This window comes from Serratia sp. N21D137, assembly GCF_047530005.1.
Lineage (GTDB): Bacteria > Pseudomonadota > Gammaproteobacteria > Enterobacterales > Enterobacteriaceae > Chania > Chania fonticola_B.
Window position 1 is genome coordinate 55,861 of record NZ_JBLJAJ010000011.1, and the last position, 18,820, is coordinate 74,680.

Consider the following 18,820-nt stretch of genomic DNA (forward strand, 5'->3'; position numbering starts at 1 on the left):
TAAAAAACTAATGATAGGGGCTGAGATTGATACGTTTTTTATATATTTCAGGCACGCAAAAGCGCTCCCACTCGTTGATTGGCGAGCGAGAGAACAATTGACAGACAACCTGTTATTTATAATAATGACAACAAAATTTCCCTGGTGTTGGCCGAATTGGCTCCTGATCCTTTAAACGGGATCAGTTTTTTTTATTTAAATCTTTTGCTCTTATGCCGTAACGATAAAGTCTTTTAGGAGCAAATGATAGTTATACTAAAGTACAGTCAGACACTGTACTTTTTCGGTGAAGGACTCGGGAAAGGCAATGGCGAACTGGGCTGACAGCCCCGTATATCAGGTGCTGTCCCGTAATAAGGGTAAGTGTTGCTCCCCCTATTCTTCCCGGCACCAAACCCTCTGGCACCGGGCAATCAGGATTAAAGCCCCCTCTTCAAAAACGCGCGCTGACCCCCACATTGTACATAAATTGCTCACCACTGCTCAAGCCGCTGGTTTGCGAAACCGTCGCAAACGCCGCCACCCGATCGCTCAATGGCATATTCGCGCCCAAGGTGATATCCATCCAGTTTTTATCCTGGCTGGCGCTGTCGCGGGTGAATGAAGTCTGGGTCGATTTCAATCCACCGCCTGCCCGGTAAACGCCATCACCGAACTGATGCTGATAGCTCACCTCCGCGTAGGGATTAACTACCCCAAGTTGGCTATCCAATCGCCATCCTACAGCGCCGATCTGCGAATGATAGGTCTGATCGTTGAAACGCATGGCCGTACTATTGTCGCCATTCTCGCTATAACCGGAGACGTTGCTGTAATCCCAGGCAAACTGGGCCATCGGCCCGGTGGTGAGGTACGAAGCGATTGGGAAGTCATACCCCGCAGTAACGCGTGCGCCCCACTGCTTACCATCGGTATCGCCGGTTTCTGTGCGGGTTAGCGAACCCAGCTGCATACTGCGGCTAATGTCGTCGTAATTCACGCTGGCATAGTGCAAATCGGCATTGACCCATCCCTGCTCAAACAGCGTCACTGAGCTGAAGGCCGACAGCAGCACGCCACGCGCCTTATAATCGTAACGGCTGGAAGGTTGCTGATTGTCGTTGGAACCTGAGATCAGCGCACCTATCAGCCACTCATCCGTCAGTTGATAATCCACGCCCAGCGTTAGGTTATGCGTGGTGGCGTCGCCATCCCCGGCAACCGTATTGGCAGAATAATCGTAACGTTGCCCGGCATAGCCGCCGAACACGCCAAATGACCCCTGCGGATTGCTGCTGGTGCGTAGCTGCTGAAAACGGCTGTCCAGGGTAGCACGGCTATCACGCGCGAAAGCGGCGGTTGCCTGGTTGAGTGCCACCGCCTGTGCCGGGCCATCCAATACCGCCTGAATATAATCGGCGATCAGTTGGTGGGCCTGCGGGCTGGGGTGGAAATGATCGGCAAACAGATAAGCCTGCTCGCTGTTAAAGCCAGGCATGGACGAACTGCATACTGCCGAAGAAACTCCCGCTGGGCAGGCCATACCGGCGGTGTTGGTAAAACCAAACTGGCCCGGATTGGCGATCGCCTCGCTGAACAGTTTGTTGACATCTACGCGCACGATATTACCGCCGCCCTGAGCCAACAGGCGATCTTCGCTCTGGTTATAAAAATCGGTAAGCTGGGCCGCCTGGGCGCTGAAACTGTCAAAAGCCGCGCTCAGTTGGGCAGCGATGGCCTGTTGCACCAGAGGATTGCTGCTGGCCTGCTGTGCCGCGGCACCTAAAGCCTGATGGATCGCCTGCTGGCGCGAAGCGTTATCCGGCGTGGCGAGAGTATTAAGCTTGCCGTACGCCGCCAGTATGGCCGCGCCCTGCACTGGCCCCAGCGCCTGCTGGATAATCAGTTCCATCAACTGAGGGGTTGAGCCGATATTGGGTACCGTTGGCACTATCACCGTCCCGGCACCGGCGTTCAATAAAGCGTGCACCTGCGTCGCCGCCGCCGCGGCGCTGGTATAGGCCACCTCCGGTGCGGTTGCCACATTCATCGCCGCGGCGGCCAGATCGTTACCGCCAATCCAGTGAATATACAGACCGTCGCCGTCGGCCCTGCCGTTAACCCGCGCAAGGTAGCTTTGTAGCTGATCCTCGGTATTGTCCGCCGGGTTTAGCGCCGGTACGGCCACGCCACCACCGGCAGCATAGTTGTAGCCACCGTTATCGGACGCCACCAGCGCGGCACCGATGCGCTGGCCCAGTATTTCGTCATACAGCCGATGTTGGTTACTGTCATAAGTGAAGCGGCCGTTATTGCCGGTATCACTCAGGCTGTCACCAAACACGTAAAGTTGATCGTAAGCCTGTGCCGTAGCACTGAGGCAAAAAGCTAACGCCACGGCAAGCACCGTTGGGATGTGCTTACCCTGTCTTTTCAGAGGCATAAATAGACTCCTAGTCATAAATAGAGGAAATCCTGTTCTTATCGTTGGCAGTTATCGCTATAGCCGTGTAGTAAATATTGCGGGGATTCACATAACGTCAAGTTAACTGACGATAAATCGTGCAAAGGGTTGCCAAGCAGGCTACTTACGGCGATGATTACCTGTAAATAAATACAGCAAAAGGAATCCTCGTATGGCCAACGAACGTTGCGGTTGGGTTACCGCCGATCCGCTATATCTTGAGTATCATGACCAGGAATGGGGCGTACCCACCACCGACGCACGCGAGCTGTTCGAAATGCTGTGCCTGGAAGGTCAGCAGGCCGGTCTTTCCTGGATCACCGTGCTGAAAAAACGTGAAAACTACCGCCGTGCCTTCCACAATTTTGATCCGCAGCGCATCGCAGCCATGACCGAACAAGACGTGGCAACGCTGATGCAAGACAGCGGCATCATCCGCCATCGCGGCAAGATTGAGGCGATTATCAACAATGCCAAGGCCTATCTGGCGATGGAAGCCGCGGGAGAGGATTTTGTCACCTTTATCTGGCAATTCGTCACCGGCAAGCCGCTGATCAATCACTGGCAGGCGCTTGGCGAAGTCCCAGCCAAAACCGAACAGTCCGATGCCCTGTCCAAGGCGTTGAAAAAGCGCGGCTTTAAATTTATCGGCTCAACCACCTGCTATGCCTTTATGCAGGCTAGCGGCCTGGTGAACGATCATGTTACCGGTTGCTTCTGTCACCCAAAGCAGCGCCAGGCATGATCCGTACCGCCGTTCCGGCCGATATCGAGCCACTAATGACGTTGTGGCAGGCAAGTACCGCCCAAGCCCATCCGTTTATCGCGGCCGATTATTGGCAGCAAACCGCCCAGTTGGTGCGTGAAAGCTATCTGCCGCGCGCCAAAACCTGGGTTTATCTGCACCACCAGCAGATCGCCGGTTTTATCAGCGTGCTGGATGAACGCTTTGTGGGTGCGCTGTTTGTCGATGAACGCTTCCACGGCCAAGGCGTCGGAGCAGCGCTGATGGAGCACGTGCAGCAACAGCACGGCTGGCTGAGCCTGGAGGTATACGAGCAGAATCTGCGGGCCTGCGCCTTTTACCGCAAGCTTGGATTCAATGAAGTACAGCGCCAATACAACCAGGAGACCCAGGCCCATACGCTGATCATGAACTGGGCCGCAACCGAACTACGCTACCCCTGAAGAAGCAGCGGGCGGGCTTTGTCATCCCTGCCCGCTTCTGGTACTTTGGCAGCCAACCTTGTCAACGAGATCCCGCATGTTTACCCATATCGCCTTATCCAAGCTCAACGGTCTTGAATTGATGGTGTACAACTACGTCATCAAAAATAAGGACAAGGTCATGTATATGACCATTCGCGAGCTGGCGGACGGTGCCAAGGTCTCCACCACCACGGTATTACGCTTTTGTAAGAAAATGAATTTCAGCGGCTATTCGGAATTCCGCATTCGTTTTAAACTCTATCTGGAACAGGAAGACAAGCTGCTGCTAACCTCCGGCGTCAGTGAAATTGTCAGCTTCTTCAAGAGTATTAACAATGAAGAGTTTGAACAGTTAATTACGGATGCGGCAGCGCACATTGCCAACGCGGAACGGATCATCTTTGTTGGAGCAGGAACATCCGGCACCTTAGGTAAGTACGGCGCCCGTTTTTTCTCTAACGTTGGTAAATTCAGTAATTATATCGATGATCCTTATTATCCCATCAGTAGCGATATGTATAAAAACGCGGTAGCCATTATTTTATCGGTTTCTGGAGAAACGCCAGAAATTCTTAAATTGGCCAGCCAGTTTAGCCTGCATAACTGTAAGATCGTCAGCATTACCAATAGCGAAACCTCTTCACTGGCGCGCATGGCGGACTTTAATCTCTCTTATCACATGCCGCAAATCCGCATTGCCAGCGAATACGATATCACTACCCAGGTACCGGTGATGTATATGTTGGAGGCGATAGGGAAAAAGCTGGCTAAAAGCCTCGGCCATTAATTTCATTAGCTAAAGCACGTTAAATAACACCCTGTTTTTTACATGTAACAAATCACTATTTCGCCATTTTGTTATATCGTGACATTCTCTTGCCGTTTGCTACTATCCATTTAGAAATCACCTTCGACCTACAATAAAGCCCGATATTTCTGTACCCCACAGATGGAGTTACGTTGATGGCAATTAATTATGCTGACTCGGCAAAAGAGATCGTGCGCCTGATTGGCGGCGATAATAATGTGATTAATGTCACACATTGCGCCACCCGTTTACGATTTATTCTAAAAGACAGTAGCCAGGCCGATAAAGATACGCTGAAACGCGTCAAAGGCGTTATTACCGTTATCGAATCCAGCGGCCAATTGCAGGTGGTGATCGGCAACCACGTCGGCGATGCCTATCGGGAAGTGCTGAAGCTGGTCAATATGGATGAAAACGTGGCGGTCAGCGCGCCGAACGTCGGCATCGTCAGCCGCCTGATGGACATTATCTCCAGCATCTTCGCCCCCTTCCTGTATCCGCTGGCAGCCTGCGGGGTGTTGCAGGGGCTCATCTCGCTGTTTGCTGCCTTGGGCTGGATGGATCCGGCCAGCGGCACCTATCGTATCCTGAACTTCGTTTCCTGGACCGGCTTCACCTTCCTGCCGGTGATGGTGGCCTTCACCGCTGCGAAAAAATTCAACGTCAACCCGTTCACCGCAGTGATCGCGGCCTGTGCGCTGGTCTCTCCAGATTATATGAACATGCTCACCGCCAATAAAATCCTGTTGGTGAACTCTGCCGATCCGGCCATGCAGGCTTTGATGCAGGAAGCCGTCAATAACCCACAGATTGCCAGGGTGCTGGCCGAGGTGGCCGGTATCCCGATTAACGCCGATCCCCTCACCTTCCTGGGCATGCCGGTGCAGTATCTCAGCTACACCGCCTCGGTGATCCCGATCATATTGATGGTCTGGATCATGTCTTATGTGCAGCGTTTCTTTGAACGCATCCTGCCGCTGGTGATCCGCAACCTGTTCACGCCGATGTTCTGTATCGCGATCATGGTGCCGCTGACGCTGCTGGCCTTTGGCCCGATCGGCAACATGATTGGCGGTGCCATCGGTGGCGTCTATAACACGCTGTATCACCTCAGCCCTTCCATTGCCGGAGCGGTGGTAGGCGCACTGTGGATGCCGTTGGTCACGCTGGGCGTACACTGGGGGATCACGCCGGTCACCGTGGGGAACTATGCCACACTGGGTTATGACACCTTTACCGGCCTGCAAGCCTCGCCGGTGTTTGCCATGGCAGGTGCCGTGCTGGGCGTCTATTTGAAATCCAAAGACCCGGAGATGAAGCGCGTTTCGCTGTCTGCGGGCATGACCGCCCTGTTTGGCATCACGGAGCCCGCCATCTACGGCGTGGCGTTACGTCTGAAACGCCCAATGATTTGCGGCTGTGTCGCCGGTGCGGTCGGCGGTTCCATTGCCGGAGCCTTCAACGCGGTGTCATGGAGCTATTGCCTGCCGGGGATTGCCGTGCTGCCGGTGTTCTTTAAAGAAGGCCATATGCCGCAGTTCCTTGGCTTCCTGTTGTCCATCTGCGTGGCATTTGTGCTTGGTGCGGTACTAACCTATATCGTCGGCTTCAAAGAAGAACAGCCTGCGCCAGCGGCACCGCTCAACAAGCCTGAAATGGCCTAAATTCATCTACCAAGAGAAACAACGTTATGAAAAAACAGTTACCGGATAATTTCCTGTGGGGTGGCGCGGTAGCGGCACATCAGGTTGAAGGCGGCTGGGATCAGGGCGGTAAGGGCCCAAGCATCGTCGATGTGCTGTCCAGCGGTGCCCACGGCGTCGATCGCGTGATCACCGACGGCATTGAACCAGGCTACCTCTACGCCAACCACGAGGCGGTGGACTTCTATCACCGTTATCAAGGCGATATCGCGCTATTTGCCGAAATGGGCTTCAAGTGCTTCCGCACCTCTATTGCCTGGTCGCGCATCTTCCCGCTGGGGGATGAGCTGGAACCGAACGAAGAAGGATTACAGTTCTACGACAACCTGTTTGACGAGTTGCTGAAATACGGCATTGAGCCAGTGATCACCCTTTCCCACTTTGAGATGCCATGGCATCTGGTGAAAGCATATGGCGGCTGGAAAAACCGCAAGGTAGTCGATTTCTTTGTGCGCTTTAGCGAAGTGGTCATCTCCCGTTACCAGCACAAAGTGAAGTACTGGATGACCTTCAACGAGATCAACAACCAGCGCAACTGGAAGACTCCGCTGTTCGGCTACTGCTGTTCAGGGGTGATTTTCACCCAGGAACCGAACCCGGAAGAGTGCATGTATCAGGTACTGCACCATCAGTTTGTCGCCAGCGCACAGGTGGTCAAACTGGGACATGCCATCAACCCGGAACTGCAGATTGGCTGCATGATCGCCATGGTGCCGCTGTATCCGTTCTCCTGCAATCCGGACGACGTGATGTACGCCCAAGAGGCGATGCGTGAACGCTTCCTGTTTGGCGATGTGCATATGCGCGGCTATTACCCGTCCTACATCCTGCATGAATGGGAGCGCAAGGGTTACCACATCCAGATGCAACCGGAGGATGAGCAGATCCTGCGTGAAGGCTGTGCAGACTATATCGGCCTGAGCTACTACATGAGTAACGCGGTGCAGGCAGACTCCATCGGCACGGGCACGGCCCTGGCCGGTTTTGAAGGCAGCGTGCCGAACCCTTATGTGAAAGCGTCCGACTGGGGCTGGCAAATCGATCCGGTTGGGCTGCGCTATACGCTCAACATCCTCTATGAACGTTATCAGAAGCCACTGTTTATCGTCGAGAACGGCTTCGGTGCACTGGATAAGCCCGAGGCCGATGGCCAGATCCACGACGATTACCGCATCGCCTATCTGCGTTCGCACATCGAGCAGATGAAAAAAGCGGTGATCGACGACGGCGTTGAGCTAATGGGCTTTACCCCCTGGGGCTGTATCGACTGCGTATCCTTCACCACCGGGCAATACAGTAAGCGCTACGGTTTTATCTACGTGGATAAGCACGACGACGGTAGCGGCAGCTTTGCCCGCTCGAAAAAACAGAGCTTCGACTGGTATCGCCGCGTGATCGCCAGCAATGGCGAAACGTTAGCGTAATCCATTTCATCGGGGCGAAATTCTTCGCCCCTTTGTCCGAAAGATTAACCACTCCCACATCAATTCAGTTTGTTCTGGTTCCCAAGCGGCGATTTGGCGGCTACCTTCCTGCCTGGCTTACAGGTTTATAATTTGTCACGATTTTTATCGGAACTGCGGGCCAAAAGGTTCGTCATAGTTGCGCAGCCCGTTTGGGGCTGGCGGCTGAATACCGACGATTTAGCGCCTCCAGTTTGGAGTCGCGCAGCAGATATCCCTGCTTTTAAAGGAACTAACAATGAAAAAACGTATTGCGATAATTGCGGGTATGGTAGCCGTTACCATGACGCTATCGGCTTGTACCACCAACCCTTACACCGGGGAGTCAGAAGCCGGCAAAGCTGGTATTGGCGCTGGCGTTGGCGCTGCCCTAGGTGCCGGTATCGGCATGATCTCTTCATCGAAAAAAGACCGTGGCAAAGGCGCGCTGATCGGCGCCGCAGCCGGTGCCGCATTAGGCGGTGGCGCCGGATACTACATGGACGTGCAGGAAGCCAAACTGCGCGACAAAATGAAAGGCACCGGCGTTAGCGTTACCCGTCAGGGCGATAATATCGTGCTGAATATGCCGAACAACGTGACCTTCGATACCGACAGCAGCACGCTGAAACCGGCGGGCGCCAACACCCTGACCGGCGTGGCGATGGTGCTGAAAGAGTATGAAAAAACCGCCGTCAACGTGGTGGGTTACACCGACAGCACCGGGGCCCGTGCGCATAATATGACGCTGTCCCAGCAACGTGCAGACGGTGTGGCCAGCGCGCTAATCACCCAAGGGGTAGCCGCCAACCGCATCCGCTCAACCGGTGCTGGCCCGGATAACCCGATCGCCTCCAATAGCACCACCGCAGGCAAGGCGCAGAATCGCCGCGTCGAGATCACTCTCAGCCCGCTGTAAGCCCACAGTGCGGGGCCTTTGCCCCGCCAGTTCGCATTTCCTGCCCTCACCTCTCCCGCCGGTTCCTCTGCCTGTGTTACTCTCGCTCGGCATCCCAATACCTTCTGTAGAGTGAAATATGTCCCTGAAAGCGATTGCCAAAGCATTGGATCTCTCCGTTACCACCGTGAGTCGCGCCCTGAATGGCTACGGCGACGTGGCCCAAGATACGCGCCAACGGGTAGAGGCTGAGGCAGAGCGTTTGGGGTATCGCCCCAATACCCTGGCACGCCGCTTAAAAATGGGCAAAATCGACGCCGTTGGTCTGGTTTTTCCCTTCAATAACTACACGTTAAGTAACTCTACCTTGATGGAGATGATCGGTTGTATCAGCAATGAGTTGGTACGCCACGAGATCGATCTGCTGCTGGTTGCAGATGATGCGCCCCATCAGGCCTTTACTCGTCTGATTGCCAGCAAACGTGTTGATGCGTTGATTGTTGCCCATACGCTAGACAACGATCCACGTCTGCATGAATTACAGCGGCTTAACTTCCCGTTTCTGGCGCTCGGCCGCAGCCAACTGGTGAAAGATTACGCCTGGTTTGATTTTGATAATCGCGCTGGCAGCCTGATGGCTGTGGACTATCTGGTGGCGCTCGGCCACCGGAAAATTGCCTATCTGGGCGAAAATAACCAGCAGTCATTTATCAGCCAGCGCCGCCAAGGTTATCTGGATGGACTGGTCAACCATCAACTGCCACAACGTGACGATTATCTGTGCAGTATCACGCCAAGCCGTCGCGCGGGTTATCTGACCACCCAAGCGTTATTGGCGTTAGCCGATCCACCGACGGCAATCATTACCGACTGCAACGGTCACGGCGAGGGGGCAGCAATGGCGCTTCGTGATGCCGATAAACTCGGCCCCGGTGGAGTTTCTCTGGTGGTGTATGACGGATTACCAGCAGAAAGCCTGCTCGATCTTCCTGTAGCCTCCATCGTCCAAGCCACCCGCGCGGAAGTCGGCCAACAAATCGCACAAATGACTCTTGGCCTGATCCGTGGTGAACCCCTGCAACAATTACAGGTACTGTGGCAACCGGTGCTAAAACCCAACCCTGACGAGCTCCCCCTTACCTCCTGATCGTTTAAAACAACGACGTTTTTTGCCCGACCAGATCACAGATCCGAAACGTTTAGGTTTTAATCCGAAACGTTTCGGATCAATGATGAGGCCACTGAGTTGAGCCAAAGATCGTAAAGGAGTCAAAACATGGAACCCACCATTGTGCGGTTAACCAGCCCCATGACCGACGTCATTGTTCGTTGCCAGCCGTTTGCCGAAATTCTCTATTGGGGCCCTCATTTAAGCGGGTTTATGCCGGAAGATGTCCTGACGCTGAGCCGGGCGGTGCCCAACGGCAGGCTGGATGTCGATGCGCCACTGACGCTGGCGGCAGAATCTGGACGCGGTCTGTTTGGCTCACCGGGAGTGGAAGGCCATCGTGACGGCTACGATTGGTCACCCGTATTCACCACCAGCGAAATCACGCATCAAGACAATCAGTTACTGATCCTGGCAGAAGACCCACAGGCTGGGCTGCAACTACGCAGCGAACTGCAATTGGACAGCGCCAGCGGCGTGCTAAAGATGCGCCATACGTTGATCAATCATCATGCTGCTCGTTACTGGGTTAACCGATTGGCGTTAACACTGCCCTTGCCTGAGCGTGCTGGTGAAGTGATGGCGTTTCATGGCCGCTGGATCCGCGAGTTCCAACCGCACCGCGTCACCCTGGAGCATGGTGGATACCTGCAGGAAAACCGCCGAGGGCGCAGCTCTCATGAATACTTCCCCGGCATGATGGTAGGTAGCCGTGGCTTCAGCGAGCAACAAGGGGAAGTCTGGGGCATTCATCTCGGTTGGAGCGGCAACCATCGCCTGCGCGCCGATGTGAAAACCGATGGCCGCCGCCTGTTGCAGGCAGAGGCCCTGTATCTGCCAGGCGAGCAGGAGCTGGAAGGCGGAGCCAGCCTAAGCACGCCCTGGCTGTATGCCGCCAGCTCTCGCACGGGTCTGAATGCGCTCAGCCAGCAGTTTCACCGTTATGTCCGCCAGAATATCCTGCACTTCCCTGAACACAAGCCACGTCCCGTGCATCTCAATACCTGGGAGGGCATCTATTTCGACCACCAGCCCGAGTACATCATGCAAATGGCCACCAAATCGGCCGAACTTGGCGTAGAACGCTTTATCATTGATGACGGCTGGTTCCGTGGGCGCAACCACGATCGCGCCGCACTTGGCGACTGGTATCTGGACGAGAAAAAATACCCGAACGGGCTGGCACCAGTGATCGAGCATGTTAAACGGCTAGGCATGGAATTCGGTATCTGGGTGGAGCCAGAGATGATCAATCCAGATTCCGATCTGTTCCGGGCTCACCCCGACTGGGTGCTAGGTTTACCGGGTTATCAGCAACCTACCGGGCGTTTTCAGTACGTGCTCGATCTGTGCAACCCACAGGTTTTCGAATACCTGCTGGAGCGCATGAACTGGCTACTGAGCAATCATGATATCGACTACATCAAGTGGGACATGAACCGCGAGATCGTGCAACCCGCTCACCTTGGCCGCGCCTCGCTGACAGCCCAGACCGAGCAATTCTATCGCCTGTTGGATAGTTTGAGGGAACGCTTCCCGCAGGTGGAATTCGAATCCTGCGCCTCCGGTGGGGGCCGTATCGATTATGAGGTCCTGCAACGCTGCCACCGCTTCTGGGCCTCCGACAACAACGACGCGCTGGAACGCCAAACTATTCAGCGCGGCATGAGCTATTTCTTCCCACCGGAAGTGATGGGCTCACACATCGGCAACCGACGTTGTCACGCCACCGAACGTCAGCACAGCATCGGTTTTCGCGGCCTGACGGCGTTGTTCGGTCACATGGGTATCGAACTCGACCCGGTCAAAGAAGGTGACGCCGAACAGCTTGGCTTCGTCCGCTATGTGGCGTTGCACAAATCTCTCCGGCCGCTGCTACATAGCGGCGATGTTATCCGTATCGATCATCACGACCCAAGCACCCAGATTAATGGCGTGGTTGCCCCAGGACAGGAGCGAGCAGTCATTCTGGTCAGCCAGTTGGCGATGCCGGATCACCAGTTGCCGGGTAATTTTCGCATTCCAGGGTTGAGGCCGGATGCACGTTATCGGATCACCCTGCTGGATACCCCGCCGCTGATTCACCAACAGCAGGGTGGCCATACCATGCGCCAGTTACCCGCCTGGATGAAACAGCCCTGCGACGTTAGCGGGGAATGGCTGGCACAGGTTGGCCTGGCGTTACCGGTACTGGATCCGGAAAGCGCCATGCTGATCGGCCTGGAACAGCTCTGAGCTATCCCATAGATTTGCAGGTGCAGCGCTCACCACGGCGGGCCGCTGCACACCCAAAGCTCGTCGTGGAAGGACAATCACCATGAACGCCACCGTCTGTACCTATAATAATAACCGTAACTTCTGGATATTTGGCGCTTTCTTTTTCCTCTACTTTTTCATTATGGCCACCTGTTTTCCGTTTCTGCCGATCTGGCTGTCTGAAGTCATCGGGTTGAATAAAACCGAAACTGGCCTGGTATTTTCCTGTCTGTCTCTGTTTGCCATTCTCTTCCAACCCATTTTCGGCATTATTTCCGATAAGCTCGGGCTGAAAAAACATCTGCTTTGGGTGATTACCCTGTTGCTGTTTTTCTTTGCCCCCTTCTTCCTCTACATCTTTGCACCGTTGTTGAAAATCAACGTTTTGCTCGGAGCCATGGTGGGCGGGGCCTATATCGGATTTGCGTTTTCAGGGGGCGCAGGAGCCGTTGAGGCTTATATCGAACGAGTCAGCCGCAAAAGTGCCTTCGAATACGGCAAGGCACGGATGTTTGGCTGTTTCGGCTGGGGGATCTGTGCGTCTACCGCCGGGGTGTTATTCAACATCAATCCGGATATCGTCTTTTGGATGGGTTCTGGAGCCGCAGTGCTACTGATGCTACTCCTGATCCTGGCCAACCCGCGCGAAAATCCTAACGCCATGGTCATGGGCAAACTGGGTGCCAACCAGAGCCAGTTCAACCTGAGGATGGTGGTAGCGCTGTTCAGGATGCCGAAGATGTGGATGTTCATCCTGTATGTGGTCGGCGTAGCCTGCGTCTATGACGTGTTCGATCAACAGTTTGCCAACTTCTTCAAAACCTTCTTCAGCTCGCCCCAGCGCGGTACCGAGGTCTTCGGTTATGCGACCACCGCCGGAGAATTGGCCAATGCGCTGATCATGTTCTGCTCGCCGTGGATTATTAACCGCATCGGGGCGAAAAATACGCTGCTGCTGGCCGGCACCATCATGTCCATACGCATTATTGGCTCCGCCTTTGCCACAACGGCATTGGAAGTCATCATGCTGAAAATGCTGCACGCGCTGGAAGTGCCTTTCCTGCTGGTCGGCTCCTTCAAGTACATCACCGCCAACTTTGACACCCGCCTTTCCGCCACGATCTATCTGATTGGTTTCCAGTTTGCCAAACAGGGGGCCGCCATCTTCCTCTCTGCCTTTGCAGGTAGCCTGTATGACCGTATGGGGTTCGCCGACACTTACCTGATCCTTGGCTGCCTTGCCTTGGGTGTCACGCTGATTTCTGTCTTCACCCTCAGCAGCCCCGACAAGAAAATCCAGACGCAGGCTAAAGCGCAGGAGGCCACCTCCTGACAAGGGTCATTCCCGGCTTTGGGCTTGGTGTGTTAGTCTCCTTGGCATTGAACCGCAGGGGAGATTGGCTGTGAGCAGTGATAAAGCAACGCGTGCCTCAGGGCGCGCCACCATCAGTGATGTGGCAAAACACGCCCAAACCGGCAAAACCAGCGTGTCGCGCTATCTCAATGGTGAACAACACCTGCTCTCCGACGCCCTCAAGCAACGTATCGACATCGCGATCCAGCAGCTCGACTATCGCCCAAGCCAGATGGCACGCAGCCTGAAGGGCGGACAAACCCGGCTGATCGGCCTGATCATCGCCGATATCACCAATCCCTATTCCGTCGACGTGATGCGCGGTATCGAAGCCGCCTGCCGTCAACATGGCTTTACGCTGCTGGTCTGTAACACCAATAACGAGATCAATCAGGAACAGCACTATCTACAGTTGCTGAGCAGCTACCGGGTGGAAGGGATTGTGGTGAACGCCGTAGGGATGCGAGAAGACGCGCTCTCCATGCTGCAACAGTCGATGCTGCCGATGGTGCTGATCGACCGTAAAATTCCCGATTTCGCCTGCGATGTGGTGGGCCTGAATAACCACGAGGCCACCGCCATCGCAACGGAGCATTTGTTACAGCAGGGATTTGAGGCGATCCTGTTCCTCAGTGAGCCGATTGGCACCGTGAATACCCGGCTTGAACGTCTGCACGCCTTTCGCCAGACCATGGCCAAACATCCCGATTTATCCGCCGAGCAGGCTGAAACCCCGCTCAACGACGCCGAAAAGCTGGCAACGGTATTACAGACCTTCAACACCCGCCATCGCGGCATGCGCAAAGCGGTGATCTCAGCCAACGGTGCCCTAACGCTGCAAGTTGCGCGCGCTATGCGCCACCTGGGCATGCAGTGGGGCAACGACATTGGCCTGCTGGGGTTTGACGAACTGGATTGGGCCGAACTGGCCGGGGTGGGGATCACCACCCTGAAGCAGCCCACCTACCAGATAGGACATGCCGCGTTGGAGCTGCTGGTGCAGCGTATCCAGGGCCTCGATGATCCCGTTAGCGAGCAGCTATTCTCCGGTGAGCTGATCGTTCGTGGCTCCACCCAGCGTTAAGCCACACTCGAATCACCAGTCCTCAAACGACTATTTTTCAGCCAACTCCGTGATTGCGATCATAATTCTGCATGCTGCTGCTTTTCAATGGAACCGGTTCCATTTACCGTGACAATAACAGTCGCGGTGGTGATAGGTCACCTCAGGAGCCAAAAGATGAAGCAACAGATTATTGTAGTAACCAGCGCCTACGGCAACGACAAGGTACAGCAGCTAGGGGGGCAGGCGGCGTTATTACCCCTGATCGCTCAGGCAGGCGCAGACGGCGTGGAAATCCGCCGTGAACTGCTTTCCCCGCAGGAACTGGACGCTTTACCCACTCTGGCAAAAGCCCTGCAGCAACACCAACTGGCCGCCGTGTATTCCGCTCCTGAGTCACTGTTTACCCCACAGCACACCCTGAACCCGAATCTGCCCGCCTTTTTGGCAGAGGCGAAGATCCTGCAAGCCAGTAGGCTCAAACTCGCTTTAGGCCACTACCGGCCAGGCTTTGACTTTACCGAGTTAAAAATCGCGCTGGGGCAATCCGCAGTCCAACTGGTGGTCGAGAACGATCAAACGCCAGACTGCGGCATCCTGTCGTTGATGAACGCCTTTTTCCTTGCGGTGGAAGAGAGCCAGTTGCCGGTCGGGATGACGTTCGACATGGCCAACTGGCATTGGGTGGGGCAAGACGCCCTGGCCGCCGCCAATCTGCTGGCCGCACACGTCGGCTATATCCATGTTAAAGCCGCCACCCTTGGCCCACGCGGCTGGCGCGCCATCGCCCTGGATGATACCGACGGTAGCTGGCGTGAAGTGCTGGCCCGCTTGCCGCAGGACGTACCACGCGGCATCGAGTTCCCGCTACAGGGCAGCGATCTGGAGGCGGTAACCCGCCATTACGTGGATATGTTACGTGGGGAGCAGGCATTATGAGCACGCAAAATTCTTTAGATGTCGTCACGCTGGGTGAAGCCATGGCGATGTTTGTCGCGGCGCAAACTGGCGATCTGGCCGAGGTTGAAAGCTTTACCAAACGCATCGCCGGTGCCGAGCTGAACGTGGCGATCGGGCTGGCCCGCCTGGGTCTGAACGTCGGCTGGGTCAGCCGGGTAGGTAATGACTCGTTTGGCCGCTTTACCCTGCAACAGCTGGCGAAAGAAGGAGTTAATGCCCAGCGGGTCACCGTTGATGGCCGCTACCCAACCGGTTTTCAGCTGAAATCTAAAAATACCGATGGAACCGATCCCAGTGTGGAATATTTCCGCAAAGGCTCCGCCGCCAGCCATCTTTCCACCGCCGACTTCGATCGTGACTACTTCACCGGGGCGCGCCATCTGCACCTGAGCGGAGTAGCCGCCGCGCTGTCTGCCGAGTCGCTGGAGCTGTGCCATTTCGCCGCCGCCGAGATGCGCGCCCTGGGCAAAACCATCTCCTTCGACCCCAACCTGCGCCCAGTGCTGTGGTCTAGCCGGGAGCTGATGATCGAACAGCTCAACAAGCTGGCCTGCGCGGCCGACTGGGTGCTGCCAGGGTTAAAAGAGGGCCAGATCCTGACCGGACAATCCACCGCGGAAGGCATCGCGGATTTCTATCTGGAGCGCGGCGTACAGGCCGTGATCATCAAAACCGGGCCAGAGGGTGCCTGGTTTAAAACCGCCGCCGGCGACCAGGCTGCGGTACCCGCGGTCAAAGTCACCAACGTGGTTGATACCGTCGGTGCCGGAGACGGCTTCGCGGTAGGGACGCTGAGCGCTCTGCTGGAAGGCAAAACGCTGATCCAGGCGGTACAACGCGGCAACAAGATTGGTTCGCTGGCCATCCAGGCCATCGGCGACAGCGAAGGGCTGCCAACCCGTGCCGCACTGGCGGAATAATCATTTGCTCCAATGAGCGCCAACCTCTGTCCCTACAACCGAGGCACGCCGGGAAAGCACAAGCCCCAGCGGATGGCTGCAAGCCACCGCTGGTGAGAAGACTCCACTGAAGGGTTCTGCACATGACTAAAGCAACTATTGCGGCCAAACGCTGGTGGTACATCATGCCCATCGTGTTTATCACCTACAGCCTGGCCTATCTGGACCGCGCCAACTTTAGCTTTGCCTCTGCCGCCCGGATTAATGACGATCTTGGCATCACCAAAGGGATGTCATCCCTGCTGGGTGCCCTGTTTTTCCTCGGCTATTTCTTCTTCCAAATCCCCGGCGCCATCTACGCCGAACGCCGTAGCGTCAAGAAGCTGATTTTCTGGTGTTTGATCCTGTGGGGCGGCTGCGCCTCGCTGACCGGCATGGTCAGCAATATCCCGATGCTGGCAGCGATCCGCTTTATCCTCGGCGTGGTGGAGGCGGCGGTGATGCCCGCAATGCTGATTTACATCAGCAACTGGTTTACCAAGTCTGAACGCTCTCGCGCCAACACCTTCCTGATCCTCGGCAATCCGGTCACGGTGTTGTGGATGTCGGTGGTTTCTGGCTACCTGATCCACGCCTTTGGCTGGCGTGAAATGTTTATCATCGAAGGGGTTCCTGCGGTGATCTGGGCATTCTGTTGGTGGGTGCTGGTCAAAGACAAACCGTCACAGGTCGGCTGGCTGAGCGATCAGGAAAAGCTGGCGTTGCAACAGCAACTGGCCGAGGAGCAGAAAGGCATCAAGGCGGTACGCAACTACGGCGAAGCCTTCCGCTCGCGCAACGTGATCCTGCTGTGCATGCAATATTTTGCCTGGAGCATCGGCGTGTATGGCTTTGTGCTGTGGCTGCCTTCGATCCTGCGCAGCGGTATGCAGATGGGGATGGTTGAAGCGGGATGGTTGTCATCGGTACCTTATCTGGCCGCCACCATTGCGATGATCGTGGTTTCCTGGGCATCGGACAAGATGCAGAACCGTAAGCTGTTTGTCTGGCCGCTGTTGTTGATTGGCGCGCTGGCCTTCTTCGCTTCCTACGCCATTGGCCCGAACCATTTCTGGATCTCCTATGGCCTGCTGGTGGTCGCCGGTGCGGCCATGTATGCGCCTTACGGTCCGTTTTTCGCCATCATTCCGGAGATGCTGCCAAGAAACGTCGCCGGGGGTGCCATGGCGCTGATTAACAGCATGGGCGCGCTGGGTTCCTTCTTCGGCTCCTGGTTTGTCGGTTACCTCAACGGGGCAACCGGCAGCCCGGCGGCCTCCTATATGTTCATGGCTATCGCGCTGCTGGCCTCAGTGGGGCTAACGCTGATCGTCAAGCCAGCACGTAATGAAGCTCAGCCCCAGGTGGCCTGATCTTGCGAGTGAGGGGCTCAACCCTTCACTCTCCTGCAATATGTTATGTTGAACATCTCGTTCGCCAGATGGAGTTATTTGATGAAGCCTGCAATCGTGTTGTACAAAAGTATTCCTGCCGACCTGCGTGCCAAGCTGGACCAGCACTTTACCGTTCATGCCTTTGACGGTCTGCAACTGGACAACGCCGCCTTCGATCAGGCGCTACAACAGGCCGAAGGCATCCTCGGTTCCGGCGGCAAGATTGACGAAGCCTTTTTGCAACGCGCCCCCAAACTGCGTGCGGCGTCCACCGTCTCCGTCGGTTATGACAACTTTGACGTTGCAGCGCTCAACGCCCACCGGGTGCTGTTGATGCATACCCCAACCGTCCTGACCGAAACCGTGGCCGATACCATCATGAGCCTGGTGTTGGCCACCGCACGCCGGGTGGTCGAGGTGGCCGAGCGGGTCAAAGCAGGGGAATGGCAGGGCAGCATCGGACCTGACTGGTACGGCGTTGACGTGCATCATAAAACCATCGGCATCCTCGGTATGGGCCGCATCGGCCTGGCGCTGGCACAGCGTGCACACTTTGGCTTTGGCATGCCGGTGCTGTATAACGCGCGCCGTACACATGAAGAAGCAGAGCAACGCTTCAATGCCCGCCGTTGCGATCTTGATACGCTGCTGGCCGAGTCGGACTTCCTGTGCATTACGCTGCCGCTCACTGAGCAAACCTTCCATCTGATTGGCCGCGAACAGCTGGCGAAGATGAAGCAGAGCGGAATTTTGATTAACGCGGGGCGTGGCCCGGTGGTAGATGAGCAAGCGCTGATTGAAGCCTTACAAGACGGTACCATTCATGCCGCTGGATTGGATGTGTTCGAGCAAGAGCCGGTCGCGGTCGATTCGCCGCTGCTGAAAATGGCCAACGTGGTCGCTTTGCCGCATATCGGTTCCGCCACCCATGAGACTCGCTACGGCATGGCCGAGTGCGCCGTGGATAACCTGATTGCCGCCTTGACCGGCACGGTCACAGAAAACTGCGTTAACCCGCAGTTGCTGAAGAAATAAGTTTGACTGAATGAGACTGCTCCGGCTCGCTATGTAGCTACATTTTGAACCTGTGGAGTGAGCAGCAGTCTCCCCCTTCCCCCTCCGCCCCCAAATTCTTACCCTGGGATGAGGCGATTTTCTCTGCATAAAGCACACTAGGCTACCCT

General features: G+C 55.7%; 15 protein-coding genes. 14 read left to right on the forward strand and 1 reads right to left on the reverse strand.

The genetic code is table 11. From position 1 onward, the window contains the following. Positions 1-433 precede the first annotated feature (433 nt). Positions 434-2,422, reverse strand: coding sequence for an autotransporter outer membrane beta-barrel domain-containing protein (locus ACMV5H_RS11090; protein WP_414821846.1), 1,989 nt, complete (start codon positions 2,420-2,422; stop codon positions 434-436). 193 nt (positions 2,423-2,615) lie between these two features. On the opposite strand from ACMV5H_RS11090, the gene ACMV5H_RS11095 reads away from it, so the two are divergent. From ACMV5H_RS11095 to ghrB, 14 genes are all read left to right on the forward strand, one after another. Further along, positions 2,616-3,188, forward strand: coding sequence for a DNA-3-methyladenine glycosylase I (locus tag ACMV5H_RS11095; protein ID WP_021181354.1), 573 nt, complete (start codon positions 2,616-2,618; stop codon positions 3,186-3,188). Continuing rightward, entirely contained in the window at positions 3,185-3,631 is a 447-nt protein-coding gene (locus ACMV5H_RS11100) for an N-acetyltransferase (RefSeq protein ID WP_414821847.1), read from the forward strand. Before ACMV5H_RS11095 ends, ACMV5H_RS11100 begins: the two co-directional genes overlap by 4 nt. A gap of 76 nt (positions 3,632-3,707) precedes the next feature. Beyond that, positions 3,708-4,439 carry a MurR/RpiR family transcriptional regulator gene (locus tag ACMV5H_RS11105; protein WP_059199249.1) on the forward strand — a complete coding sequence of 244 codons (732 nt, stop codon included), beginning with the start codon at positions 3,708-3,710 and terminating at the stop codon, positions 4,437-4,439. A gap of 176 nt (positions 4,440-4,615) precedes the next feature. Further along, positions 4,616-6,124, forward strand: coding sequence for a PTS transporter subunit EIIC (locus tag ACMV5H_RS11110; protein ID WP_059199250.1), 1,509 nt, complete (start codon positions 4,616-4,618; stop codon positions 6,122-6,124). A 26-nt stretch (positions 6,125-6,150) separates the two neighbouring features. Then, complete coding sequence (locus ACMV5H_RS11115; protein WP_179248617.1) at positions 6,151-7,587, forward strand: 6-phospho-beta-glucosidase; 1,437 nt, start codon at positions 6,151-6,153, stop codon at positions 7,585-7,587. A gap of 277 nt (positions 7,588-7,864) precedes the next feature. Beyond that, positions 7,865-8,524, forward strand: coding sequence for an OmpA family lipoprotein (locus ACMV5H_RS11120; protein ID WP_414821848.1), 660 nt, complete (start codon positions 7,865-7,867; stop codon positions 8,522-8,524). Positions 8,525-8,642: 118 nt separating this feature from the next. Beyond that, a complete protein-coding gene (locus ACMV5H_RS11125) occupies positions 8,643-9,650 on the forward strand; it encodes a LacI family DNA-binding transcriptional regulator (RefSeq protein WP_414821849.1) in 1,008 nt (335 codons plus the stop codon). A 129-nt stretch (positions 9,651-9,779) separates the two neighbouring features. Beyond that, positions 9,780-11,906 (forward strand): alpha-galactosidase, encoded by a 2,127-nt coding sequence (locus tag ACMV5H_RS11130; protein WP_414821850.1) that lies wholly within the window; start codon positions 9,780-9,782, stop codon positions 11,904-11,906. 82 nt (positions 11,907-11,988) lie between these two features. Beyond that, the gene (locus ACMV5H_RS11135; protein ID WP_414821851.1) at positions 11,989-13,260 is read left to right on the forward strand and encodes an MFS transporter; all 1,272 of its coding nucleotides are present in this window, start codon (positions 11,989-11,991) and stop codon (positions 13,258-13,260) included. A 70-nt stretch (positions 13,261-13,330) separates the two neighbouring features. Continuing rightward, the gene (locus ACMV5H_RS11140) at positions 13,331-14,365 is read left to right on the forward strand and encodes a LacI family DNA-binding transcriptional regulator (protein WP_179248620.1); all 1,035 of its coding nucleotides are present in this window, start codon (positions 13,331-13,333) and stop codon (positions 14,363-14,365) included. Between the two features lie 156 nt (positions 14,366-14,521). Then, positions 14,522-15,283 carry a sugar phosphate isomerase/epimerase family protein gene (locus ACMV5H_RS11145; RefSeq protein WP_414821852.1) on the forward strand — a complete coding sequence of 254 codons (762 nt, stop codon included), beginning with the start codon at positions 14,522-14,524 and terminating at the stop codon, positions 15,281-15,283. Beyond that, entirely contained in the window at positions 15,280-16,224 is a 945-nt protein-coding gene (locus tag ACMV5H_RS11150) for a sugar kinase (protein WP_414821853.1), read from the forward strand. Before ACMV5H_RS11145 ends, ACMV5H_RS11150 begins: the two co-directional genes overlap by 4 nt. Positions 16,225-16,346: 122 nt before the next feature. Further along, complete coding sequence (locus ACMV5H_RS11155) at positions 16,347-17,615, forward strand: MFS transporter (RefSeq protein WP_414821854.1); 1,269 nt, start codon at positions 16,347-16,349, stop codon at positions 17,613-17,615. A gap of 81 nt (positions 17,616-17,696) precedes the next feature. Continuing rightward, positions 17,697-18,671, forward strand: coding sequence for a glyoxylate/hydroxypyruvate reductase GhrB (gene ghrB / locus ACMV5H_RS11160; protein WP_065683424.1), 975 nt, complete (start codon positions 17,697-17,699; stop codon positions 18,669-18,671). Positions 18,672-18,820: the final 149 nt, after the last annotated feature.